General features: G+C 66.3%; 25 protein-coding genes and 2 pseudogenes. 10 read left to right on the top strand and 17 right to left on the bottom strand.

All coding sequences use genetic code 11. From position 1 onward, the window contains the following. Positions 1 to 15 precede the first annotated feature (15 nt). Both OMK73_RS07900 and OMK73_RS07895 read right to left on the bottom strand, forming a co-directional pair. Entirely contained in the window at positions 16 to 930 is a 915-nt protein-coding gene (locus tag OMK73_RS07900; RefSeq protein WP_267601537.1) for an NAD(P)-dependent oxidoreductase, read from the bottom strand. Positions 931 to 991: 61 nt separating this feature from the next. After that, positions 992 to 2421 (bottom strand): annotated as a pseudogene (locus OMK73_RS07895) (aldehyde dehydrogenase family protein). 201 nt (positions 2422 to 2622) lie between these two features. Here OMK73_RS07895 and OMK73_RS07890 point away from each other — a divergent pair. The 10 genes from OMK73_RS07890 (at position 2623) to OMK73_RS07845 (ending at position 12203) form a co-directional block, all read left to right on the top strand. Continuing rightward, entirely contained in the window at positions 2623 to 3555 is a 933-nt protein-coding gene (locus tag OMK73_RS07890; RefSeq protein ID WP_267601536.1) for a LysR family transcriptional regulator, read from the top strand. Between the two features lie 246 nt (positions 3556 to 3801). Continuing rightward, positions 3802 to 5037, top strand: a complete 1236-nt coding sequence (locus OMK73_RS07885; RefSeq protein WP_267601535.1) for an MFS transporter — start codon at positions 3802 to 3804, stop codon at positions 5035 to 5037. A 206-nt stretch (positions 5038 to 5243) separates the two neighbouring features. Beyond that, positions 5244 to 5894 carry an RraA family protein gene (locus tag OMK73_RS07880; protein WP_267601534.1) on the top strand — a complete coding sequence of 217 codons (651 nt, stop codon included), beginning with the start codon at positions 5244 to 5246 and terminating at the stop codon, positions 5892 to 5894. Positions 5895 to 5904: 10 nt separating this feature from the next. Beyond that, positions 5905 to 6678, top strand: a complete 774-nt coding sequence (locus OMK73_RS07875; RefSeq protein WP_267601533.1) for a fumarylacetoacetate hydrolase family protein — start codon at positions 5905 to 5907, stop codon at positions 6676 to 6678. Between the two features lie 62 nt (positions 6679 to 6740). Continuing rightward, positions 6741 to 8219, top strand: coding sequence for an aldehyde dehydrogenase (locus OMK73_RS07870; protein WP_267601532.1), 1479 nt, complete (start codon positions 6741 to 6743; stop codon positions 8217 to 8219). A gap of 38 nt (positions 8220 to 8257) precedes the next feature. Next, entirely contained in the window at positions 8258 to 9163 is a 906-nt protein-coding gene (locus OMK73_RS07865) for a LysR substrate-binding domain-containing protein (RefSeq protein ID WP_267602062.1), read from the top strand. A gap of 121 nt (positions 9164 to 9284) precedes the next feature. Beyond that, positions 9285 to 9821, top strand: a complete 537-nt coding sequence (locus tag OMK73_RS07860; RefSeq protein ID WP_267601531.1) for a thiamine pyrophosphate-binding protein — start codon at positions 9285 to 9287, stop codon at positions 9819 to 9821. Beyond that, positions 9818 to 10423 (top strand): thiamine pyrophosphate-dependent enzyme, encoded by a 606-nt coding sequence (locus OMK73_RS07855; protein ID WP_267601530.1) that lies wholly within the window; start codon positions 9818 to 9820, stop codon positions 10421 to 10423. The genes OMK73_RS07860 and OMK73_RS07855 overlap by 4 nt, the downstream gene beginning before the upstream one ends. Before the next feature lie 66 nt (positions 10424 to 10489). Continuing rightward, the gene (locus OMK73_RS07850) at positions 10490 to 11482 is read left to right on the top strand and encodes an alpha/beta hydrolase (protein WP_267601529.1); all 993 of its coding nucleotides are present in this window, start codon (positions 10490 to 10492) and stop codon (positions 11480 to 11482) included. Beyond that, a complete protein-coding gene (locus OMK73_RS07845) occupies positions 11397 to 12203 on the top strand; it encodes an SDR family NAD(P)-dependent oxidoreductase (RefSeq protein ID WP_267601528.1) in 807 nt (268 codons plus the stop codon). Before OMK73_RS07850 ends, OMK73_RS07845 begins: the two co-directional genes overlap by 86 nt. Positions 12204 to 12218: 15 nt before the next feature. On the opposite strand, the gene OMK73_RS07840 is transcribed toward OMK73_RS07845, so the two are convergent. The 15 genes and pseudogenes from OMK73_RS07840 to OMK73_RS07770 form a co-directional block, all read right to left on the bottom strand. Then, a complete protein-coding gene (locus OMK73_RS07840) occupies positions 12219 to 13265 on the bottom strand; it encodes an oxygenase (RefSeq protein WP_267601527.1) in 1047 nt (348 codons plus the stop codon). Positions 13266 to 13315: 50 nt separating this feature from the next. Continuing rightward, entirely contained in the window at positions 13316 to 14257 is a 942-nt protein-coding gene (locus tag OMK73_RS07835) for a Rieske 2Fe-2S domain-containing protein (protein ID WP_267601526.1), read from the bottom strand. Between the two features lie 28 nt (positions 14258 to 14285). Then, positions 14286 to 14849, bottom strand: coding sequence for an amidohydrolase family protein (locus tag OMK73_RS07830; RefSeq protein WP_267602061.1), 564 nt, complete (start codon positions 14847 to 14849; stop codon positions 14286 to 14288). 10 nt (positions 14850 to 14859) lie between these two features. Beyond that, positions 14860 to 15237, bottom strand: a complete 378-nt coding sequence (locus OMK73_RS07825) for an amidohydrolase family protein (RefSeq protein WP_267601525.1) — start codon at positions 15235 to 15237, stop codon at positions 14860 to 14862. A 195-nt stretch (positions 15238 to 15432) separates the two neighbouring features. Further along, positions 15433 to 16251, bottom strand: coding sequence for an SDR family oxidoreductase (locus OMK73_RS07820; protein ID WP_267601524.1), 819 nt, complete (start codon positions 16249 to 16251; stop codon positions 15433 to 15435). 19 nt (positions 16252 to 16270) lie between these two features. Then, positions 16271 to 17041: an SDR family NAD(P)-dependent oxidoreductase gene (locus tag OMK73_RS07815; RefSeq protein WP_267601523.1), complete on the bottom strand. Its 771-nt coding sequence runs from the start codon at positions 17039 to 17041 to the stop codon at positions 16271 to 16273. 50 nt (positions 17042 to 17091) lie between these two features. Beyond that, complete coding sequence (locus OMK73_RS07810) at positions 17092 to 18147, bottom strand: phosphotransferase family protein (protein ID WP_267601522.1); 1056 nt, start codon at positions 18145 to 18147, stop codon at positions 17092 to 17094. Between the two features lie 12 nt (positions 18148 to 18159). Further along, positions 18160 to 18897 carry an acyl-CoA dehydrogenase family protein gene (locus OMK73_RS07805; RefSeq protein WP_267602060.1) on the bottom strand — a complete coding sequence of 246 codons (738 nt, stop codon included), beginning with the start codon at positions 18895 to 18897 and terminating at the stop codon, positions 18160 to 18162. Continuing rightward, positions 18897 to 19433: an acyl-CoA dehydrogenase family protein gene (locus tag OMK73_RS07800; protein ID WP_267601521.1), complete on the bottom strand. Its 537-nt coding sequence runs from the start codon at positions 19431 to 19433 to the stop codon at positions 18897 to 18899. Before OMK73_RS07800 ends, OMK73_RS07805 begins: the two co-directional genes overlap by 1 nt. 24 nt (positions 19434 to 19457) lie before the next feature. Further along, a pseudogene (locus OMK73_RS07795) lies at positions 19458 to 20194 on the bottom strand (SDR family NAD(P)-dependent oxidoreductase). A gap of 61 nt (positions 20195 to 20255) precedes the next feature. Continuing rightward, positions 20256 to 21245 carry a Bug family tripartite tricarboxylate transporter substrate binding protein gene (locus OMK73_RS07790; protein ID WP_267601520.1) on the bottom strand — a complete coding sequence of 330 codons (990 nt, stop codon included), beginning with the start codon at positions 21243 to 21245 and terminating at the stop codon, positions 20256 to 20258. A 3-nt stretch (positions 21246 to 21248) separates the two neighbouring features. Continuing rightward, entirely contained in the window at positions 21249 to 22127 is an 879-nt protein-coding gene (locus OMK73_RS07785) for a fumarylacetoacetate hydrolase family protein (protein WP_267601519.1), read from the bottom strand. Continuing rightward, positions 22106 to 22252, bottom strand: coding sequence for a hypothetical protein (locus tag OMK73_RS07780; RefSeq protein ID WP_267601518.1), 147 nt, complete (start codon positions 22250 to 22252; stop codon positions 22106 to 22108). The genes OMK73_RS07785 and OMK73_RS07780 overlap by 22 nt, the downstream gene beginning before the upstream one ends. Continuing rightward, entirely contained in the window at positions 22252 to 22749 is a 498-nt protein-coding gene (locus OMK73_RS07775) for a bacteriohemerythrin (RefSeq protein ID WP_267601517.1), read from the bottom strand. The genes OMK73_RS07780 and OMK73_RS07775 overlap by 1 nt, the downstream gene beginning before the upstream one ends. Next, positions 22749 to 23411 carry an SDR family NAD(P)-dependent oxidoreductase gene (locus OMK73_RS07770; RefSeq protein ID WP_267602059.1) on the bottom strand — a complete coding sequence of 221 codons (663 nt, stop codon included), beginning with the start codon at positions 23409 to 23411 and terminating at the stop codon, positions 22749 to 22751. The genes OMK73_RS07775 and OMK73_RS07770 overlap by 1 nt, the downstream gene beginning before the upstream one ends. Positions 23412 to 23603: the final 192 nt, after the last annotated feature.

Genomic DNA, 23603 nt, shown 5'->3' with positions numbered 1-23603 from the left:
ATGGGGCCGCGCCCGTCAGCCCGCCACCCAGCCCTTCGGCACCCGGGCGCGCGCGATCTTCGCCAGGTCGCAGATGGCATCGGCAATGCCCGAGAAATCAACGCGGCCGTACTCGCTCGCCCGCGCCAGGCTGAACGATTCATAGACCGCGGCGGCCACCGGCATCGGCACCTTGGATGCATGCGCCGCGCCGAGCACCAGCGACATATCCTTGTGCGCCAGGTCGATGGTGAAACCGGGGGTGGTGTCGCCAGCCAGTACCTTGTTGGGGAAGTTCATGCGCAGCTGGCCGTTGTTGGCCGAAGTGCCATAGAGCACCTGCAGGGTCTTGATAATGTCCAGGCCGAAACGCTGCGACAGCGCCAGGGCTTCTGCATTGACCTGGCACAGCGTTACCGCGACGTAGTTGTTGACCAGCTTGGTGCGCCCGCCCGTGCCGACACCGCCGCAGTGATACACGGTGGTGCCCATCGCATCGAGCAGCGGCTTGACCCGTCCGAAATCCGCATCGCTGGCGCCGACCATGAACAGCGACTCGCCCCGGTCCGCGTGCTCGGCCAGCCTGCCGACCGGCGCGTCGACTACCGACAGGCCCTTCTCCAGCGCCGCGGCCTGCAGGCGGTCCGTCGCCAGCGGATCGATGGTGCTCATGTCCAGCAGCAGGCTGCCGGCGGCCGCGTTGGCAAAGAGGCCATCCGCGCCCAGCGCCACCTGCTCGACTTCCACCGAGCTGGGCAGCATGGTGACCACGATGGCGCAGTCGCGCGCGACCTGGGCAACGCTCTCGCCCGCGCTGGCGCCGAGCGCCACCAGCTCGGCCACGGCCTCCCGGTTCAGGTCCATCACCACCAGAGTGAAACCTTTCTTGCGCAGGTTTGCCGCCATGGGCTTGCCCATGCGGCCCAGCCCGATAAATCCGATCTTCTCCATTTCCTGTCCTTGTTGATTTGCGAAACGCGGCGAATGCGCCGGCCCTGGCCCAGTCGCCGACTCAGTAGCCAACGTACGCAGTCTTGGTCTGGGTGTAGAAATCCACCGCGTAGCTGCCCTGCTCGCGCGGGCCGTAGCTGGAAGCCTTGGTGCCCCCGAACGGCACGTGGTAATCCAGCCCGGCGGTGGGCAGGTTGATCATCGCCAGCCCGCTCTTGACGTTCAGGCGGAAGTGATTGGCATGGCGGTGGGACGTGGTGCAGATGCCGGCCGACAGGCCGTACTCCGTGTCGTTGGCCAGGGCCAGCGCCTCGTCGTAATCCTTGGCGCGAATGACGGCGGCAAACGGGCCAAAACTTCCTCGCGGTTGATGCGCATGCTGTTGGCGGTGCCGGTCATCAGCGCGGGGCGCATGAAGAAGCCCGGCGTGTCGCCCTGCAGCAACTCGCCGCCCTCGACCAGCTCCGCGCCCTCCTCGCGCCCGATGCGGATGTAGTCCTGCACCATGTCGAGCTGGCCCTGGTTGATCACCGGCCCGATATCCACGCCCGCGGCCAGCGCGTGCCCGATCTTCAGGCCGGCCATGCGCTTGCGCAGTGCCTCGACGAAGCGATCATGAATGCCGTCGGTGACGATCAGCCGGCTGGAAGCCGTGCAGCGCTGGCCGGCGGAGAAATAGGAACCGTTGACAGCGCACTCGACCGCCACGGCCAGGTCGGCATCATCGAGCACTACCAGCGGGTTCTTGCCGCCCATCTCAAGCTGGATGCGAACCATATTGGCGACCGCCGCCTGCGCCAGCGTGCGCCCCGTGCCCACGCTGCCCGTGAAACTGATGGCATCAACGCCCGCAACCAGTGCTTCGCCTGCCACCGAGCCGCGGCCGTTGATCAGGTTGGCCACGCCGGCCGGCAGGCCGTTGCGTTCCAGCACCTTGAACAGATCCCAGGCCACACCCGGCGTATCCTGCGAGGGCTTGAGCACCGCCGTGTTGCCGAAGGCAAGCGCCGGCGCGAGCTTCCAGGCAGCGATGGCGATCGGGAAATTCCACGGCGTGATCAGCCCGATCACGCCGATGGGCTCACGGCTGACCTGCACGCCAATATTGGGCCGCACTGACGGCAGGTTCTCGCCGCCGTAGCGCACCGCCTCGCCGGCGAAGAACTGGAAGATCTGGCTGGCGCGCAGCACCTCGCCGATGCCTTCCGCGCGGGTCTTGCCCGCCTCGCGCGAGATCAGCTCGCCCAGTTCCTCCTTGCGCGCGGCCAGCTCCAGCGAGGTCTTGAGCAGCAGGTCGCTGCGTAGCTGCGTGGTGGTTGCCGCCCAGCCCGGCTGGGCCTGGCGTGCGGCCGCCACCGCCTGGCGCATCTGCGCGGCATCGGCCATGGCGTAGTGGCCAACGCTGTCCCGGGTGTCCGAGGGGTTGATGCTCTCGATCGCGCCTGACCCGGCGACCCATTCGCCACCGATGAGGTTGGGCTTGACTGTCATATGCTTTGTCTCCGATGAGCGCCCTGCCCCAAGGCACGATGCGCCTGGCTAAGGGGCTTTCGCTATGGTGCTTAAGTGAGTGGTCATCATAGAATTCCATGCAAATCGTTGTCGAATGACAAAAACTGATCGCAACATCACGCCCGGGCATGCATCCGGGCGGGCCGCAACAGCCCTAGCTTCCATCGCACCCGGACCCCCATGGACATCCGCCAGATCCGCGCCTTTCTTGCCATCGCCGACACCGGCAGCGTGACCCGCGCCGCGGAATTGCTGCACGTCGTGCAGCCTGCGGTTTCGCGCCAGCTCAAGCTGCTGGAGGACGATGTCGGTGCACCCTTGTTCGAGCGGGACCGCCGCGGCATGCAGTTGACCGAGGCCGGCCACATCCTGATGGAGCGCGCCCGCCGTGCGCTGCGCGAGCTGGACGCGGCGCGCCTCGAGATCCGCCCCACGCCCGGCCTGATCTCCGGCATCGTGAACCTCGGGCTGCTGCCCAGCAGTTGCGAGTTGCTGACCGGCCCGCTGGTGGGTGCCCTGCAGGCGCAGTACCCGCATGTGCGGCTGTCGGTCTCGGTCGGCTATACCGATCACATGCTGCGCTGGCTGGAGAGCGGCGAGATCGATGCGGCACTGCTCTACGACCCCAACCCCTCTCCGGCGCTGGACGTGGAGCCACTGGTCGAGGAGTCCCTGAGCCTCGTGGGGCTGGCCGCGCTCGGCCTGCGCGATGAGGAACCCGTGCCGGTGCAAGCGCTGGGGAGTGCACCGCTGGTGCTGCCAAGCTCACCGCATCGCCTGCGCAACCTGGTTGAACACGCTTGCGCCGTGGCGGATGTGCCGATCACCGTGGCGGCCGAGACCAATGCGCTGAGCGTACAAAAGGCGCTAGTTACGCAAGGCTATGGGCTCAGCGTGATCCCGCGCGTTGCTGTGCACCACGAGATCGAGCGCGGCATCCTGAGCGCGGCACGCATCGACGGCCCCGACTTCCTGCGCCGGATCGTGCTGGCGCTGCCCACCACGCGGCGTGTTCCTACCGCGGTGCGCTGCGCCACGACCGCCTTGCAGATAGTGGTAAAGGACATTGCGCGCAGCGGCCATTGGCTGGGCGCGCGCTGGCTGGGCGACTGAGCTGCACTTGGGGCGGGCCTTGCTTGCCTGCTCCTTGCCCACCCAATTTATAAACACATTATGAAAATGTGTTTATTTTAGTGCTACACTCGGCCGGCGCTGCAGCCTTGCGCGCAAACAACGGTCCAGAGCCATTCATAGGTGCCGGAGGCAGCCGTGCAAGCGGCGCGGCCGGCTGCGCCCGGGCCGTCCACTTCCATGGAATGTCCCCGGCCGCAGGATCCGATGCCCTCCGCTCAACCCTCCGTGCTGCAGCCCCTGGGCCAGCCCGTCTTCCGCATGCTCTGGCTGGCCTGGCTGGCCGGCAATATGACGATGTGGATGAACGACGTCAGCGCTGCCTGGCTGATGGCCCAGCTCACCACCGGACCGATGATGGTGGCGCTGGTGCAAGCCTCCGCAAGCCTCCCGCTGTTCCTCCTGGGACTGCCCAGCGGCGCCCTGGCCGACCTGCTCGACCGCAAGCGGCTCTATGCCTTCGCGCAGTTCTGGATTGCGCTGGTGTCCATCGCGCTGGCGGTGCTCGCCGCTGCCGGATGGATGACCGCGAACAGCTTGCTGCTGCTGTGCTTTGCCAACGGGATCGGCCTTGCCATGCGCTTTCCGGTGTTCTCCGCGATCGTGCCGACCCTGGTGCCGCGCGCCCAGTTGCCCGCCGCCCTCACGCTCAACGCGCTGGCCATCAATGTGTCGCGCATTGCGGGCCCGCTGCTGGCGGGCGTGGTCATGGCATCGCTCGGCATGGGCGCCGTGTTCGCGCTCAATGCCGCGCTGTCGCTGCTGTCGTGCGTGCTGATCCTCCGGTGCAAGACGCCGCCGCATGACAGCGCGCGCGTCTCCCAGGGCTTGTTGGCGACCATGCGCGGCGGCGTTGCCTATGTGAGGCAATCGCCCTCCATGCGCAATATCCTGGTGCGCACCTTCCTGTTCTTCCTGCACTCCATCGGCCTGATCGCTTTGCTGCCGCTGGTGGCGAAGGGGCTGCAGGCCAACGCCACCACCTACACGCTGCTGCTTGCATCGATGGGCGTGGGCGCCATCCTGTCGGCGCTGGCCTTGCCGCGCCTTGCGGCCACCGCTTCCCCGGATCATGTGGTGGCAACGGGCGTGCTGCTCTATGCCGGGGCGACCCTCACCGCCGCGCTGGCGCCCTCGGTCTGGCTGGTCGCGCCGGCGCTGGCGCTCTCTGGCGGGGTCTGGCTGTGCGTGGTCAACACCCTCACCATGGCTGCCCAGGTCGTGCTGCCGAACGCGATGCGCGCCCGCGGCATGGCGATCTACCAGATGGCCATCATGGGCGGCAGCGCGGCGGGCGCGGCGCTGTGGGGCCAGGTGGCTAGCCGCACCTCAGTCAGCATCGCGCTACTAGCTTCTGCTGCGCTGAGCCTGGCCATGCTTTGGCTGAGCCGCCATGTCTCCGTGCAGATCGCGCCACAGCATGAACCCGATGCGGCAGCGGTAGCGAAAGTCGAATTGCAATGAATAGATGCCGATGCCATGCCGTGATAGCTCAATCAGCATTTGTCATTCGACACGCCGGAACACTGAAATCTAGAATGGGCCAATCGTGTGCGGCGTTCCACGTGGGCTGCAGAACGCCGGGACAAGCTGTAGCGTAAGCCGTGCATGCAATGCCAACCCTGCTCTGCCGCCGCCCTCCGCCAACCCTAGCACCCTGAGCAACCACCATGACTTCCCTGGCTGAACAACTGGCAACCTGCAATACCCCTGGCCTGTTCGACGTACTTCGCATTCACGGCCTGCCGGTCCGCGAGCTGTCACGCGAGATCCGTGCGCTCTCCCCGGGTATGAAGCTCGCCGGGCCGGTGTTTACTGTCACCGGGCGGCCCGACCCGACCATCAGCGTCCATGAATCGCTGGACCTTTTTATCTCCCGCGTGCTGTCCGGCGCGCCGCGTGGCCATGTGGTGGTCTGCCAACCGAACGACCATGCCCGCTCGGCAATGGGCGACCTGGCGGCCGAAGCACTCAAGCAGCGCGGCGTCCGCGGCTACTACATCGATGGTGGCTCACGCGACGCGGACGAGATTTTGGAGATCGGCTTTCCCGTCTTCGCCCGCTACACCAGCCCGATCGATATTGTCGGCAGCTGGCGCCTGGAAGCGACCGACGTACCAGTTGTCATCGGAGGCGTCCCCGTCCACCCGGGTGACTACATCCTCGGAGACCGCGACGGCACGCTGCTGATCGACAAGGAGCATGCGGAGTTCGTCATCACGGAGACCGTCAGGACCATGCAGACCGATTCACGCATGCGCACCGAGATCCGCGGCGGCCGCGACCCATACGACGCCTTCGTCGAATTCGGCAAACTGTGAGCGCACGACTATGAAAATCGCCCGATATCGAATACAGGATGCCATCCATTACGGCGCGCTCGAGGGCGAGCATCTGCAGCGCATGGCCGGCTCGCCCTTCGACGGCTTGACACCCAGCGGCGAGACCGACGCGCTGGCCGATACACGCTTGCTGTGCCCGCTGCCCGCGCCGCGGCTATTCGCAGTCGGCATGAACTACATCGGGCATATCGCAGAGGCCGGGGCCAGGACGCCCGAGATCCCACAGATCTTCATGATGCCGACCACCGCAGCCATCGGTCCGGACGAGCCGATCGTGCGTCCGCTGGAGGCGCAAATGGTACACCACGAGGCGGAGCTGGCGATCGTGATCGGCCGCAAAGGACGCCGCATCCGCGAGGAAGATGCGCTCGATCACGTGCTTGGCTATACCTGCGCCAATGACGTCAGCGAACGGGTTATCCAGGGCCGGGAAATGCCCTATGGCTGCCTGATGATCGGCAAGGCCTTCGATACGTTCTGCCCGCTCGGCCCGGTGATCGCCACCGGCCTCGATCCCGCGAACGTGGACGTGCGGGCGCACGTCAATGGCGTGCTGCGGCAGCAAGGCAATACCTCCGACCTGCTGTTCAGCGTGCCGTTCATCATCTCTTACCTGAGCCAGGCCGTGACCCTGCTGCCGGGAGACGTGATCCTGACCGGTACCCCTTCCGGCGTCGGGCCGCTGCTGGCGGGGGATGTCTGCGACATCACCATCGACGGCATCGGCACATTGCGCAACCCGGTGGTCGACGAAGCCGCCTGAGCGACCCGATCCGCCTGCAGCCCCACAAAGAGGGAGCGCCCCTCCCAATAAAACGAGACGCCATGCATCGATACCTGCACTACATCGACGGCCGCGACGCGGCTCCGGAAAGCCAGGCCTGGTTCGACACGCACAACCCCTTCACCGGCGAGCCGTGGGCCGAGATCGCACAGGGCACCGCCGCCGATGCCGATCTGGCGGTGCAGGCCGCACACCGCGCCTTCACCAGCGGTGCCTGGCCACAGCTGACCGCCACCCAGCGCGGCGAGCTGCTGCGCCGGGTCGGCGACCTGATCGCGCGCGAAGCCCGCCGGCTGGCCGAGATCGAAGTTCGCGACAACGGCAAGCTGGCCGAGATGCGGGGGCAATTGAATTATATTCCGCAGTGGTTCTATTACTTCGGCGGGCTGGCGGACAAGATCGAAGGCCGCGTCATCCCGCTGGACAAGAAGGGCTACTTCAATTTCACGCTGCACGAACCGCTGGGCGTGGTGGCCGCAATCACGCCGTGGAACTCGCCGTTGCTGCTGACCGCCTGGAAGATCGCGCCAGCACTTGCCGCCGGCTGCACCGTGGTGATCAAGCCCTCAGAGTTCACTTCCGCCTCCACGCTGGAATTCGCCAGGTTGTTCGAAGAAGCGGGCTTCCCGCCCGGCGTCGTCAACGTGGTGACTGGATTTGGCCGCGACGTAGGCTCGGCGCTGGTTGAGCATCCGTTGGTGCGGAAGATCACGTTGACTGGTGCCGACAGCACGGGACGATCGATCAACGAAGCGGCCGCGCGGCACTTCAAGCATGTCAGCCTGGAACTGGGGGGCAAGTCGCCTAATATCGTCTTCGCAGATGCCAACCTAGACGATGCTGTCAACGGCGCGGTGGCAGGCATCTTCGCCGCTACGGGCCAGACCTGCATCGCCGGCTCGCGGCTGCTGCTGCTGCAGGACTCGATCCACGATGTCTTCGTAGAGCGGCTGCTGACGCTGGCACGTAGTGCTCGCATGGGCGATCCGATGTCTGCCGACACGCAGGTGGGGCCAATCACCACGCGACCGCAGTACGAGAAGGTGCTGAGCTATATCGATACGGCCCGGAACGAGGGTGCCCGCCTGCTGCTAGGCGGCAGTGCGGGCACGCTGCCGGAATGCGGGGGCGGATGGTTTGTCGAGCCGACCATCTTCGGCGAGGTCGATAACGGCATGCGAATTGCGCAGGAAGAAGTGTTTGGCCCGGTATTATCGATCATCCGATTCAAGGATGAAGAGGACGCGCTGCGCATTGCCAATGACGTGCGCTTCGGCCTGGGCTCCGGTGTGTGGACCGCCGACATCGGCCGCGCCTTTCGCGTCTCCGAGCGGCTCCAGGCCGGCACCGTATGGGTCAATGCCTATCGCGCGGTGAGCTTCATGTCGCCGTTCGGCGGCTACAAGGATTCGGGCCTGGGCCGCGAAAACGGCGCGCAGGCGATCCACGAGTCCCTGCAAACCAAGAGCGTCTGGATCAATACCGGCGCAGCCAGCGCCAATCCCTTCGTGATGCGGTAAGCGCGCCGACCATGCCGAGGCCGAACTCACCCGCGGGAATGCGGATGCGCATCGATCTCACCGATATGCGGCTGTTCGTCAATATCGCCGACGGCGACAGCCTGACCCGCGGTGCCGAGCGCTCGCAATTGTCGCTGCCGGCGGCCAGCGGGCGCATCAAGCACCTGGAGATCGAGTTGGGCACGCGACTGCTCCACCGCGGATCGCAGGGCGTCACATTGACACCGCCGGGCAAGGCCTTTGCACACCATGCGCGGCGGATCCTGCGGCAGCTGGACGCCCTGGATGGCGACATGCAGGAGTACGCACAGGGCATCAAGGGCCATCTGCGGGTCGCCGCCAGCACCACGGCAATCACGGAGTTCCTGCCAGCAGTGCTGCGCGGTTACCTGGCGCGCCGCCCCGATGTCAACGTGGACCTGCATGAACTACTGAGCGGCGATATCGTGCGCGCAGTGGCCGACGGGCAGACCGACATCGGCATTGTCTCCGGGCTGGTCAGCACCGAATGGCTGGAGGTGTTGCCTTACCGGCAGGACAGGCTGGTGCTGGCGGCGCCCGTCGCGCATCCGCTGGGCGCGCTCCGCACGGTGCGGTTCTGGGACACACTGGAGTTCGACCAGATCGGCCTGCAGGAGGCCAACGCCATCCACAACTTTGTGCAGCGGCAAGCGCAGCAGCTACACCGGGCAGTCAAGCTGCGCATCCAGGTGAGAAATTTCGAAGTGGCATGCCGCATGGTGGAGGCCGGCGTGGGCGTCTCGCTGATGCCGGAGTCCGCCGCGCGCCGCTACGGCGCCAGCATGGCGCTGCACGTGCTCGCGCTCGAAGATGACTGGGCCCTGCGCAATATCCAGCTCTGCATGCGCAGCCGCGACGAGCTTCCACCCTTCGCACGCGAGCTGGTCGAAGCGTTGCTGGAGGATAGCGACGCACGTCGGTGAGCCAAACCGGCTACATAACGAAAGCTGATGCGTCCAGCAATGTTTGTTATTTGAGATCGGCATGGATCAACGCTTACGATTGCTCTACACCCAAGCACAACCAAACGAAGCCAGAGGAGACATGAGCACAACCCACTCGCCAGCACCAGGCTGGCAGGAGAATATCTTCTCCGTCCTGAAGGAAGGCGGCGTCCGCCAGGTCGCCTACGTACCCGACGCGGGCCACTCACACGTGATCCGCAGCGCCCAGGCCGATCCCCAGATGCGCGACATCGTGCTAACCACCGAGGAAGAAGGCGTGGCGCTGGTCAGCGGGGCGTGGCTTGGTGGCCAGCGCGCCGTGCTGCTGATGCAGAGCAGCGGCGTGGGCAACTGCGTCAATATGTTCTCGCTGCTGCGCGGCTGCCGCTTTCCGTTCCTCACACTGGTGACTATGCGCGGCGAATACGCGGAGTTCAATCCGTGGCAATGCCCCATGGGCCAGGCCACGCAGGCGGCGCTGGAACTGATGGGCATCACCGTACTGCGCGCCTCGACCCCCGAGGAAGTCGAGGATCTGGTCTCCGCCGGACTGGATGCCGCTTTCGAAGGCGGCCAGCAAGTCGCTGTGCTGCTGTCGCAACGCCTGATCGGGCGCAAGAAGTGGGAACGCAAATGAACATGCAAGCCAACAAGCAAACCGCCGCCACCATTGATCGCCGCGAGTTCGTGGCCAGGCTTCTGGCACTGTGCCCGGACGCTCTGGTCGTCACGGGCCTGGGCTCGCCCAGCTACGACGTGTTCGCTGCCGGCGATACCGACCGCTATTTCTACCTGTGGGGCGCTATGGGCGGCTCGACCGCAATGTCGCTGGGGCTCGCACTTGCGCAACCGGAGCGCCCCGTCGTGGCGATCACTGGTGACGGCGAGCAGTTGATGGGCATCGGCAGCCTCGCCACCGCGGGTGCACAGCAGCCACCCAACCTCACCCTGGTGGCGCTCGACAATGGCCACTTTGGCGAGACCGGCATGCAGCGCAGCCACACCAGCCTTGGCACGCGGCTGGCGCAGGTGGCGAAGGCTTGCGGCATCGAGCAAGCCAGCGAGATCCACCACGTGGACGGCGTGGAGGAACTGGGGGCACGCATCAACGCACGCGCCGGACTGAGCTTCGCCCAGGTTCATGTGAAAGCCGATGAACTGCCACGCGCCCTGCCCCCGCGCGACGGTGTCTATGTGAAGAACCGCTTCCGCCAAGCGCTGGGCTTCGCGCCGCTCTAGGTCGATCGCCCCAACCCGTGCCGGCGCGATCGAAGGTGATCGCGTCGGCCTTGCTCCGGAAGCTTCATGACAATCCGCATCCACCCCGAACTGGAGGCGCAGTACAACCTCCGCGCCCTGCGGCCCGATTTCGAGCGCGGCATGCTGCAGCAATGGCTGGCCCGCTCAGCCGCTTTCCGCAGCGCAACGGTGTCGCACCTTGACCTCGCCTATGGCCCGGACGAGCGCGAGCGTATTGACTATTTCCCCGCCGGCACACCCGGCGCACCGCTGCTGATCTTCTTCCACGGCGGATTCTGGCAGCGTGGCGACAAGGCGGTCTACAGCTTCGTAGCCGAGCCATTCGTCGCCCATGGTGTGTCGGTGGCGCTGGTCAACTATACCTTGTGCCCGGCCGCCAGCGTCGACGGCATCGTCGCGCAGGCGCAGCGTGCGCTGGCGTGGCTGTGGCGCCATGCGGGGGAACTGTCCTGCTCGCGCGAACGCTGGTTGGTCAGCGGACACTCCGCGGGCGGGCAGATCGCCGCGCGCATGATGGCTACACAATGGCCCGAACTGGGCGACGACCTGCCGCGGCACATACTAAGCGGCGCGGTCCTGGTTTCCGCGTTGTTTGACCTCGAACCGCTCTGCGCAACCACGCACAACGAGGGCTTGCGAATGAGCCTCGCCCAGGCGCGCGCCGCCAGCCCACTGCGGCACCCTCCCGTCGACGATGCGCCGCAGCTGCTGGCAGTCGGCGGGGCTGAGTCACGCGAGTTCCATCGGCAAGCGGACGACTACGCCCAGGCCTTCGCCACCGCGAAGCGGGCCATGCCCCGCTATCGGGTCGATGCCTGCGACCACTTCGACGTGCTGCAGGCGCTGGCCGAGCCAGCGCACCCTTCTTCCAGGATGCGCTGGCCTTTATCCACGCGCGATAGTCCGCCGGCTTCCTGCGTCGATGGACTTCGCCTGCTAACCGAGATACAGAATGTCTGTCACATCCGAAGACCTGAACGGGAAAGTCGCCCTGATCAGTGGCGGCGCCGGCGCCATCGGCGCTGCCACCGCGCTTAAGCTGGCGGCCTGCGGCGCCAAGGTGGTGATTGCGGACCTGCCCGGCGCGAACGCGGAACAGCTTGCCGAGACCATGCGGCAGGAGGACCTGGCTGTCAGCGCCTACGTGCTGGACCTGGCCGATGAGACCAGCATCCGCGAGCTGATTGCACACACCATACGCACTTTTGGCCGCCTCGATGTGCTCGACAACAATGCCGCCATGAAGGGGCTGCGCGAAGACACCGACGTGATGTCGATGTCGGCGGAAGTCTGGGACCAAGTCATGGGCGTCAATGCGCGCGGCACCATGCTGATGTGCAAGTACGCCCTGCCAGCCATGATCGCGGGCGGCGGTGGGTCGATCATCAATATCAGCTCGGGAACCTCACTGGCCGGCGACGTGTTCCAGACCGCCTATGCGGTGTCCAAGGGCGCCATCAACACATTGACCCGCTACGTAGCCACGCAGTGCGGCAAGCAAGGGGTGCGCTGCAACGCGCTGCTGGTCGGCTCCGTGCTCACGCCGCCGATGCAGCGGGCATTGCCCGAGCCGATGCGCGACATCATCACCGCGCACAAGCTGCCCGGGCGGCTGGGCGAGCCCGAGGACATCGCGGAGATGGTGAGCTTCCTGGCATCCGACCGTGCGGCCTGGATTACCGGGCAGACCTGGTCGGTGGACGGCGGCTTCTTCGCCCATTCCCCGACCACGCCCCAGTTCGCCGCGCTGCGCGCGTGAGCCGGAGCGCGACGCTCAGTCCAGCATCCCCAGCAGGCCGCTGATATCGCGGCCCGGATCGGCATCCGCGCCGTAGGAGAAATCACCACGGCGCTGCCGGGCCGCCAGTTGCTCCATCTGGAAGCGGTAGCGCGTGCCGGGCGTGTCGAAGCGCGAATGCAGGTCCAGCGGTTGATCCGGGTCGAAATAGCGCTGGTTTTGCGGGCGCACCACAGAATTGTCCTGCGGCTGGATCACAAAAGCGATGCGCGGCATCACGTAGCGCAGAGGCACGGGCGCCGCGGTGGTATTGAAGGTGACGTCGCAGCGTGAGCGGTACCGCCCCACCGGCAGGAAGGGCTGCAGGTTGGGCACATCGTAGCCCGGCCGGAAGCGGGGATAGGAAATGCAGACATTGCTGCGCAGATGGACGTGCAGCACGGCGCGAAAGTCCTGGTAACGGGCGCGCACGCCGCCCACCCAGCGCATGATCGGTGCGACCGATTTCTTGGTCACGGTGCGGGTGCGCGTGACGGTCTCCGAGGTCCATTCCACCTCGACTACGTCGGACTCCGAAATGCCATCGCCGATGGTCCCCGCATGCAGGAAATCCGCGTGGGTGAGATCGATCAGGTTTTCCACGGACAGCGCGGATGCGGCATCGAAGCGGACGGTCCGCTGCGTATAGCCCGGCAGGCTGCCATCCAGCGGCAGAAAGGGAATATGCGGCAGCAACAGCGCATCGGCCTGGTCCGGGTTGCCGTACCAGACCCACAGATAGCCGTAGCGCTCGACCACAGGGTAAAGACCCGTCCCCCCTGTGAAAGCCGTTGCATGGTGGCGCTGGCCTGACAGCAGATGGGGATGGAACTCGCCCGCCATCGGCCGGCCGTTCTCGCGCCAGAGGAAATATGGCTGCGAATGGATGATGCGGCGGATCGGCTGCTGTTCCGTAACGTCGCGGCTATGCGAGACCGGGAACCACGTGTCGCGCAGGTCGTAGTTGGCCGGGAGCCAGTCGCGTCTTGCCGGCCGGCTCTTCAGGGGCTCGGGCGCGGTAGCTGCGAGTGTCGTGGCGTTCATTGCGATCCTCCTGGCATTCGATGCCATCTCAGTCCGTTCGGCGCCTTGGCTCACGCCGCCGAATCCATAGAGGCAGCGCGCTCGGCGCGGGCAGCCGCAAGATCGCGCGATGGCGCGACCAGCAGCGCGGCAATTGCCGCGCCGTCGATCTTGTCGAGCAGCGCGAACGGCGCACGGCCGGCCGCGCGCGCCGCGCGCCAGCGCCGCGGCGCTGCGCGCAGTGCATTGCCGAGCTTGAACCCGCGCCAGCAGATTCCCGTGGTGCCGCGCCGGTTGGCGCTGGCGGCAATCCGTATCGAAAGCACCTGCGTTTCGTCGGCGCCCAGCAAATCGACACGAATCATGCCGCCGGCCAGAGGCACGGCGGTACGTACGATGAGGGGGTGATCGGTGACGAAAGCAGGCGGCAGCATCGCCGTCTTCCAGACCGCACCGCGTTCGAGCACCAGGTGCGTGCCCTCAACGCGCGGATCGCCAAGGAAGAAGTCCGTGATGCGCACGCCGTCAAAACCAAGCAGGCATTCTGGGCCGTCCAGCATCACGCCCAGGTAATCTTCGTACGAGATGCTGACGATCGCCGAGCCGGTGAACTCGCGCCCGCCCGGCTTGGACGCCGCCGCAGGCAACTCGCCATCGGGACTGCCCTCTCCCAGCCAGACATGGACGAAGCCGTTACGCTCGGCCACGCGGAAGGCCCTCGCGCCGTAGCGTGCCGGCACCCGCTCGCCCGCATGCAAGTTGGGAATCTCCAGGCAGGCTCCGGTGGCACCATCGAAGGTCCAGCCGTGATAGCCGCACTGCAGGCCGCCGGGCTTGACGGTACCCAGCGACAACGGCACCCGTCGGTGCGGGCACCGGTCCTCCAGCGAGAACAGATCGCCCGCCGCGTCGCGGTAGACCACCAACTCTTGTCCGTTACAGACTACCGCGAGGGGCTTCGTCCCGCTGACCGATTCGGAGAGCGCGACTGCCCACCAGCTACCGTTTGTCATGGCTTGGCTCCGAAAAGCATCTTGTGCGTCAGACCGCAACCGGCGCTTTCACATCGAGCTTGAGCAGCTTGATGGCGTTGCCGCTGCGGATCTTCTCGCGGTCCGCATTGGACAGGCCAAGGCCTTCGGTCGGATCGCCATGATCGTAGGCGCCGCCGAAGTTGGTGCCGTAGACGAGGTTGTCGACGCCGACGACTTCCACCACGCCACGGCGCAGTCCGGGCGTGTGGATATCGAGGTCGAAGTAGAAGTTCGGCAGATAATCCATCAGCGGGCGCTGGTTGCGCGAATCCGGTGCCATGACCCGGTTCAGGTCGTGCAACCGGCCCAGTTGGAATACCGCCATGCCGCCCGCGTGGGTGATGTAGGTCTTGAGCTGCGGGAACGCGTCCAGTGCGCCACCGTTGATCAGATTCCAGAAGAAGAGCGTTTCGTCGAAGCAATCGCCGACGATCGAGGTGGTCTCGAACTTGTCGTCGGTGTGCTTCTCGCCCCAGTAGATGGACTGGTTGAAGCCATGCACCATGATCGGCACGTCGAGCTGCTGCAGCTTCTCCCACACCGGGAACAGCTCCTCGCTATGCGCCTCCAGCCCGTCAAAGTTAGCCCCCCACGCACAGGCCCTTGGCGCCGAGCTGGGTCACGGCGCGCTCGATCTCCTTCACGGCATCCGCCGGGCGAGCCAGGTTGGCATGCGCCCAGAAATCGAAATGATCGGGATCCTCCGCGCAGAAGGCGGAGAGTTCATCGTTGCAGATCCGCGCGTACTCCGTGCCGAATTCTCCGGCCCAGTACATGAAAGCGTGCGAAGGCGTGGACAGCACCAGTTTGTCCACACCGCGCTCAGCCATCAGCTTGCGGCGCGCGGCGTGCGTCATGCGCGCCAGCAGATTGGCCTCGGCTTCGTCGTCGTCCTTTGCCTTGGACGGCTGGGTCGTGCCCAGCGAGAAATGCCCCACGGTCAGGCCCTTGGTCTTCATGAACGGGCCCCAGAATTCATGGCACTTGAGCATGCGGGGGTGAATAGATGGGCGTGGATGTCGATCAGCATGGGATGTCTCCTCCTGAGTGGATATGGCGCGACGGCGGCCTGCCCGGCTTGCGCCGGATGGTTTGGTGCGGGCCGTCTTGTAGCGAACAGCTTTGAAGCAAACGTACAACCTGAATGGCCCGGTTCAGGTCGGAACCAAGGGCATCTTCCCCATGAAGCCAGCCGGCCTGCAGTGGAATTGCCCGCTGCCGGATGCGCCGGCCACGGTCACGCCGGAGTCCACGACCAGCGTGTGCGCCGTCACATGCCGTGCATCGTCGCTCGCCAGATAGACGAGCGCCGCAGCGATTTCCTCGGGCATCAGCGGCGTGCCCAGCGGCGAAGCCTTCGCGGCGGCGTCCAGCGCCGCATCAAGGCTGCCGCGCCCGGCCACGATCATGTTGGTGACGGTGGTCCCCGGCGCCACCGCGTTCACGCGCACGCCAAACGGTGCCAGTTCCGAGGCTGCGGAGCGCGTCAACCCGATCACGCCGTGCTTGGCCGTGGTGTATGCATGCGGGCCCAGGCCGCCGATCACGCCGGCCGTGCTCGCTACCGAAAGAATGCAGCCGCTGCGCTGCCTGGCCATGACCCGGCCGGCATGCTTGATGCCGTAGAACACACTGTCGAGCAATACCGCCAATGTGGCGTGCCAGGCTTCGCCGCTGGTTTCGAGGATCGACCCGAAGGCACCGACCAGCCCGGCGTTGTTGACCATGCAATCGAGCCTGCCGTGCAGCTGCACCGCGTGCTCCACGGCCCCGGCCACCTGTGCTTCCACGCTGACATCAGTACGCACGAAGCTGGCGCCGGCCAGCTCACGCGCCAGTGCCTGCCCGCCCTGCTCGTCGATATCCGCAAGCACCACGCGGGCGCCTTGGGCCGCCATGGCGCGGGCGGTTGCCGCGCCGATCCCGCTGGCCGCGCCGGTGACCAGCACCACGCGCTCTGTTAAACGTTCCACCGTGCGGCTCCTTGCGGGTTCAGGGGATCATCAGGCCGCCGTCGACGGCGAGCGTCTGTCCGGTGATGAACTGCGCGCCGTCGCTGACCAGGAACAGCAGCACCGGCGCCATGGCGCGATCCGGATCGCCTAGCCGCCCGCCAAGGGGAATCAGCCCGGCCATCATCTCGTCGTGCGCCTTGAGCTGGGCGGCATCCAGCCGGGAGCGAAAGGTCTCGTACATCGGCGTCCACATGGCGGGCGCGACGGCATTCACTGTAATGCCGTGCTTGCCCCACTCCTTGGCAGCCGTGCGCGTCCAGCCCAGCACAGCCGCCTTGGATGCCGAGTAGTGCGCGAGGCCTGGCACGCCCATCACCCCCGCGGCGGAGGCAAAATTAATGATGCGGCCACCGTTGGCACGCAAATGCGTAAAGGCGGCCTGGTTGGTATTGAGGGTGCCGCGGGCGTTGACGTCGAACATCAGGTCCCACTCTGCCTGCGAGATGGACTCCGCGGGCGACTTGCGCTCGACTCCGGCGATATTGACCAGCGCATCCAGCCCACCCAGCTGCTGCGCCACCGCGTTGAATACCTCTTCCACCTCATGCCGCTGGCTCACGTCGCAGCGGAAGTAATGCGCCTCACCGGGGCCGCCGCGCGAGGCTGCCGCCGCAATGGCGGCGCCGGCCTCGTCGGTCAGGTCCAGGCCGGCCACTCTGGCGCCGGCAGCTACGAGCGCTTTCAGCGCACTAGCGCCGATGCCGCTAGCCGAACCGGTGACGATCACGCGCTTGCCATGGATATCCATGCTTGTCTCCTTGTCGTTCGTTCTTGTCATTCTTGGCAGGACCGCCGCACTCATGCGAGTTCCGCGATCAGGTCTCTGGCCTGCCCCAGCAGCCGCAGCGCCGAGGCATGGTGCCTCTGGCCCAGCTCCGCACTCGCCTTGCCGGCGCAGGAACGCGCAAAGCTGCCCTCAAGCAGGATGCCCAGCTTGAAGCGCGCCAGCACCACGTACCAGTCGATCGATGACAGGTCCCGCTGGCTACGGTCCCGGTAGTACACCACCAGCTCTGCGGCGGTGGGAAAGCCCTGCCACGGCGCCACGCGGATGGTGCCCGCGCCCTGCCCGCTGGCATCGGGCCAGGTGGCCACCAGCCAGCCCAGGTCGAGCAGCGGATCCCCGACCGTCGTCAGCTCCCAGTCGATTACGGCCGCCAGCTCGGCGCTGTCCGGGCGGAACATCACATTGGCCAGGTGGAAGTCCCCATGCAGGATCCCGATGCGAGAAGGCTCGGGCCGGTTGGCCTCAAGCCAGCGCGCCACCTCAATCACGCCGGGCAAGGAGGCCGGCCCCGGCCAGCCGGCATGGGTCCGGTATTGCTCCAGCTGGCTGCACCAGCGCGTCACCTGCCGCGCCAGGAAGCCTTGCGGCTTGCCGAAGTCTCCCAGCCCGACAGCCAGCGGATCCAGCTCGCCCAGGCGCAACAGCGCGTCAACCATGGCAAAGCCCATCCGGCGCTGCATGGCCGAGTCGACGGCATGCGGCGCCGGCAGCGGCCCGGCCGAGGCGTTGAAGCCGTCCACCGGCGCCATCAGGTAGAACGGCGCGCCCAGCACCTGCTCGTCGACACAGGCAGCAAACAGCGCCGGATGCGGCACCTTGCTGCCCGCCAGCGCCGCCAGCACGCGCGCTTCCCGGGCAATGGTGGCGCACACCTCCGCCCGTGCATGCAAGGGCGGACGACGCAGCACGAATTCGCGCGCGCCGCGAAAGAAGCGCAGCAGCACGTTCTGCGTGCCGCCGGTGAGCGGCACCGCGCCGGTGATGGGCCCCTCCTCCAGTCCTTGCGCATCCATCCATTGCGTGAGCCTATCCAGGTCCACCGCGGCCTGCCATGCAGTATTCGTCATCGATGGCTCCATTCAGCTGAGCTGTGCGCGAAACTTCTTCTGCGCCGCCACTGCCGCCGTGGGGCGGTGATAGGCCGGGAACAGGTCCTCGCAGGGCTGGTACTCGCGCAGCAACTGCCTGGCCACCGTGACCTTGTGCACTTCCGTGGGGCCGTCGGCAAGGCCCATCTGGAACGCGCGCGAGATCATGCCGGCGAAAGGCATCTCTGTCGAGGTGCCGATGGAGCCGTGCACGTGCAGCGCCCGCGCGGCAATATCGTGCAGCAGCTTGGGCATCGCGGCCTTTACCGCGGCGATGTCCTTGCGCACCTTCTGGTAGTCCTGGTACTTGTCGATGCGCCACGCGGTGCGCATCACCAGCAGGCGGAACTGCTCCAGCTCCAGCCAGGAATCGGCGATCTTCTCCTGAACCATCTGCTTGTCCGCCAGCAGCCCGCCTTGCGTCTGGCGCGACAACGCGCGCTGGCACAGCGCATCGAGCGCCTTCTGCGCCAGGCCGATGGTGCGCATCGCGTGATGCACACGGCCGCCGCCCAGGCGCACTTGCGCCACCACGAAGGCCTCGCCCGGCGCGCCCAGCATGTGGTTGGCCGGCACGCGCACGCTGTCAAACTCCAGATAGGCATGCGTCGCCGCCGGCTCATCGGCCATACCCACGTTGCGGATGATGTTCAGCCCAGGCGTACCCGCCGGCACGATGAACATCGACATGCCCTTGTAGGCAGAAACCTCCGGGTCGGTGATCGCCATCACGATGAAAAGTCCGCGTAGCGCGCGTTGGAGGCAAACCACTTCTGCCCGCTGATCACCCAGTCATCGCCGTCGCGCACGACGCTGGTGGTGAACACCTTGGGATCGGCGCCGCCCTGCGGCTCCGTCATGGCGAAGCACGACACGATCTCGCCGGCGAGCAGCGGCGCCAGGAAGCGTTGCTTTTGCTCGGCGGTGCCGTAGTGCGCGAGGATTTCCGCATTGCCGGAGTCGGGCGCCTGGCAGCCAAAGACGATGGGCGCGAACAGCGCGCGGCCCAGGATCTCATTCATCAGCGCCAGCTTGACCTGGCCATAGCCGGCGCCGCCCAGTTCAGGGCCGAGGTGGCAGGCCCACAGCTTGCGCGCCTTGACCTGCTGCTGCAGGGGCCGCACCAGCGCCTGGAACCTCGGGTCGTGGATATCCCACGGGCTGCCCAGCACGTGCTCCAGCGGTTCGACCTCATCACGGACGAAGGCCTCGATCCAGTCGAGTTCGGCCTGGAACCCGGCATCGGTTTCAAATTCCCAAGACATGCTGCTTCCTTTATCGAGTGCGCATCAGGCCAGCAACATGCCGCCGTCCACCAACAGGGTCTGGCCAAGCACATAGGCCGAGAGCGGCGACGCCAGGAACAGCGCCGCGCCTGCCATGTCTTGCGGCGTACCCAGGCGCCCCAGCGGGATGTTGCGCAGCGCGCCCTCCAACCGTTTCGGATTGCCGATCGTGACGCGGGTCAGCTTGGTATCGACCAGGCCCGGCGCGATGCCGTTGACGCGGATGCCTTCGCGCGCCCAGGCCTCGCCGAGCGTGCGGGTCAGGCCAAAGGCGCCGGTCTTGGAGGCGTTGTAGGCCGGATTGCCACGGGTGGAGTGAAACGCCGCGGCGGAGCTGACCACGATCATGGCGCCACGCGCCTCCTCAACGGCCCGTAGCATTTGTCGGCGCAGGCCATCAGGCTGGTCAGGTTGATGTCGAGCACCTTCCTGAAGCCCGGCGTCTTGAACTCCTGGCGGTCGTAAAGCACGGTACCCTGCGCTTGCACCAGCACGTCGAGCCGGTCGAATGGCAGCGCGCATCGCTCGATATTGGCCGCGTCCGACACGTCGACCTGGGTGTAACCCAATCCGTCCAGGCGGGAGTCCGGAGAGTCCGTGTAATCGAGGGCCGATGCACGGGTGCCCCACACGTGCACGGCGGCGCCGCGTTCGCGAAAGGCATGGGCAATGCCATTGCCGATGCCGCTGGAGCCGCCCACCACCAGCACTGTCTTGTTCGAGAAATCCAGTTCGTTCATTGCCTGTGTCTCCGTTCCTGTCGCTTTCGATTCGTGCGTTCGTGCCTGCGCATGGGCCGCCCTACTCCGGCTGGATGCCGGCGGCGCGGATGATCCGCCCCCAGGCCGCGCTTTCATTCGCCTGGAACTTCGCCATTTCCGTGCCTGGGACGACAAACTCGAACGTGCCGGTGGCCTGGTAGACGCTCTTGACCTCGGATGTCCTGACCGCCTTGGCCAGCAGCCCCTGGAGCTGCGTCACCACCTGCGGGGAAGCACCCGCGGGCAGGTAGGCGGCGAGCCAGAAGCCAATGTTCATGCCCTTGACGCCGGACTCTTCGAAGGTGGGCAGCTTCGGTGCGTAAGGGCTACGCTTCGGGTCGGTGACGGCCATCGCCCGCAGCTTGCCCGACGCCACGTGCGGCCAGGGAGCGAAGTCCGTGAACATCATGTCGATCTGGCCACCGACCAGATCCGGCACGGCGGCCGCGCCGCTGCGGTACGGCACGCCGAGGATCCTGAGCCCCACCGACTGCTGCAACACCTCCGCCGGCAAGCGGCTGGTGATGCTGGTGTAGCCGAACGAGTACTTGCCCGGGTTCTTGCGTATCAGTTGCAGCAGCTCGGCGATATTCGCCACCGGCAGCTTCTGCGGGTTCGTGTAGAGATACATCGGCCCTTTGGCCAAAGTCGTCACCGGCGTGAAACCCGCCACCGGGTCATACGCCAGTTTCTTGAGCGTGTAGAGGTTGCCCGTGAACGCCACGTTCCCCGTGACCAGCACGGTGTAGCCGTCCGGCCTGGCCTTGGCCACGGTCTGGGCGGCCAGCGCCGAGCCGGCGCCGGGCCGGTTTTCCACGATGGCCGGCACGCCGGTGGCCCTTGCCACCTCCTGTGCGATGGCCCGCACGAACACATCCGGACCGGCGCCCGCGGTGAAGGGCACCACGAACGTAATCAGCCTGGCCGGATACGCGGCGGCCGTTGTGCCGGTGGCGAGGGCCGCGCCGAGCGCGGCGATGACAGCGGAAATTGCCCCGCGCGGCGCAACGTTGAGCACGGCCTTAAGCACGGTCTATTCCTCCGCGCCGCTGGCCGGACGCACGATGCGGCTGCGCAGGATGCCGATGCCCTCGACCTCGAGTTCCACCACATCGTCCGGCTTCAGGTAGCGCAGTTGCTCCATGCCGCAGCCGTTGCCCACGGTGCCCGAGCCCAGGAACTCGCCGGGGTGCAGCGTCTCCGAGCGCGAGATATGCGCGATGACATCCTCGAAGTGCCAGCGCATGTCGCGCGTATTGCCCCGCCCCCACTCCTCCCCATTAACGCGCGCGATCATTGTCAGGTTGTACGGATCCTCCAGCTCGTCCGCCGTGACCAGGCACGGCCCCATCACGTTGGCCGTGTCGAAGTCCTTGCCCTTGGCCGGGCCGAGCATGCCGCCCATCTCCAGGCCCTGGGCATCGCGCGCGCTGATGTCATTGAAGATCGTGTAGCCGAAGATATGCTCGCGGGCCTTCTCGCGCGGCACGTTCTTGGCGCGGCCGCCGATATAGCAGCCGAACTCCAGCTCGAAATCCAGCAGCTCGCTGTAGTCCGGCCAGATCACGTCGTCGTCCGGGCCGATCACCGCGAACCGGTTGCACTTGTAGTAGATGGGCTGGCGGTTGAAGGTGTCGATCACGCGGTCGTCGGCACGCGTGTTCATGGCCTTCAGCGTGGCCTCGGGATCCGGCGTGCGCAAGGCACGCGCGCGCCGCGCCGCGGCGAAGCACTGCTTCAGGTGCAACTCGAAACAGGAACAGTCACGCATCTGGGTGGGCGGTTGCACCGGCGCCAGCAGTTTGACCGTGGCGCGCTCTCGTACCGCTTCGCCCGGCGCGCGGGCCAGCAGTGCGCGCGCCTCGGCAAGTGCGGCGTCGCCGCCTTCGATCAGCGTCTGCACGCTGGCCATGCCGGCGCCATCTCCCCGCGCACGATCTGGCTGGCATGGCGCAGGTCCAGTACCGCCTGGTCGCCATCGAACAGTGCGCCGGCACGCTGGAAGCCATCGGTGGCCTGATACGTGATGAGTCTCATCAGCTTGATCTCGTTTCGTGGGAAGGTTCGGAAGACGGTTGCGCCAGGCGGCGCTTCAACACCACCGGCGCGCCGCCATGGGCACGCTTGCTCATCCAGTGGGACAGCGCCGCATCCATGTAGTCGGCGTGCCCCGGGAACCAGTCGGCCAGTGCCTGCGTGAGGTCGCGCACGACCTGCTGCGCGGCGCCCTGCTGCAGCAGCGCCTGCACCTCGCGCACCGATCCCAGCACCGCAGCGTGTTCGTCGGCATGGCATTGCGCCGCGGGAAAGCCCGTGGTGCGCATCCACTGCTCCTCCTGCCCGAAATGCGCTTCGGCATGCTGTGCGAATTCGGCCAGTCTTGCCGGCAGTTCGGCGTCGGCTGCGGTTTGCAGCGCGGCCACGCATTCGACGAACTCCTGGTGCGTGGCATCCATCGCGGCATAGCCGAGCAGGTAATCGTCGCGCCAGCGCATCGGCGCTTCGGCCACGGCAGGATTGGGGCTCGTCACCATCACACTCTCCCGGCCACGGGCAGGCAGGCGCCGGTGATGGCGCTCGCATCGTCCGACAACAGAAAGGCGATGACCGCGCCGAGCGCCTCCGTGGACACCCAGCGCGATGCGTCCGCATCCGGCATGTCTGCGCGATTGGCCGGCGTGTCGATGATGCTAGGTAGCACCGCATTGACATTGATGCCGCGGTCCTTCAGCTCCTCGGCCAGGGATTCGGTCAGGCGCGCCACCCCAGCCTTGGACGCCGCATAGGCGCCCATGCCAAGGGCGGCCTTGCCCGCCGCCAGCGCGCCGACATTCACGATGCGGCCGCCCGGCTGGCGCAACAGGTGCGGCAGCGCTTCCCGGCAGGCGACCACCGCACTGCGCAGGTTCATGGCGTAGAGCGTGTCCCACGTGTCAGGGCTGCCGGCTTCCAGGGTTTCCCATCGAAAGCCGCCCGCGATATTGACGATGGCATCGATGCCGCCGAAATGCCGCGCCACGTCGGCAAACGCGTTCGCGGTGCCGGTCAAGTCGCCCAGGTCGACGCCGCCAGCCACCATGGCGACGCCGGCCACCTCGGTCCGTGCAAGGCGGTCGACCAGCGCGACCTGCGCGCCGCGCGAGGCCAGGACGGCGCCAACGCTGCGCCCAAGCGCGCCAAGGCCGCCGGTAACGATGGCGGTGAAGCAGCTGGTGTGAGGGCATGGGGTCTCGCTTGTCTCCTGGAAGCTGCCGCCGGGTCCGCACAGGGCCGCTTCCAAATTAATACATTTTTTTATTTTCTGTTCATATATTATGATCGATGACGGGATGCGGTCAACCACCCAACGAGAAGAAATTCGAGAGACAAACGACGACCACCGACAGAC

The sequence above is a fragment of the Cupriavidus sp. D39 genome (assembly GCF_026627925.1).
Classification (GTDB): Bacteria; Pseudomonadota; Gammaproteobacteria; order Burkholderiales; family Burkholderiaceae; genus Cupriavidus; species Cupriavidus ulmosensis.
The sequence above is the reverse complement of the archived record's forward strand: the minus strand, read 5'-3'. Positions and strand labels throughout refer to the sequence as shown.